At 48.3% G+C, this 234-nt stretch carries 1 protein-coding gene; it reads left to right on the top strand.

What is annotated here, in order from left to right; all coding sequences use genetic code 11:
- Positions 1-84, top strand: an 84-nt coding sequence (locus tag FE394_RS20075) for a ParE family toxin-like protein (RefSeq protein WP_474068194.1), incomplete at its 5' end; no start/stop codon positions are given.
- Positions 85-234: the final 150 nt, after the last annotated feature.

The following is a 234-nucleotide window of genomic DNA, read 5'->3' as shown; positions in this document are numbered from 1 at the left end:
TGGCGGCTGTTAAGCCGTGATAGCGGGCAATCGTGGGAGCTGATGCACCACGAACGCTACAACAATGAAATTCGTAAATCGTAAAGGTGACTGAAGTCGTGTCATTCTGCGCCTTGTGCAACGCCACAGGGTGCAGCCCTGACATTATTTTCACAAATTAACACCGGAGAGAAGGGATCATGATAACCCTGTCAGCAGACAGCTTAATTGCCCACACCATTGCCAAAATGAAAA

Origin of the sequence: Xenorhabdus littoralis (genome assembly GCF_033949345.1) — a bacterium.
GTDB classification, from domain to species: domain Bacteria; phylum Pseudomonadota; class Gammaproteobacteria; order Enterobacterales; family Enterobacteriaceae; genus Xenorhabdus; species Xenorhabdus littoralis.
Note: the sequence above shows the minus strand (reverse complement) of the source record. Positions and strands in the feature narration are given on the sequence as shown.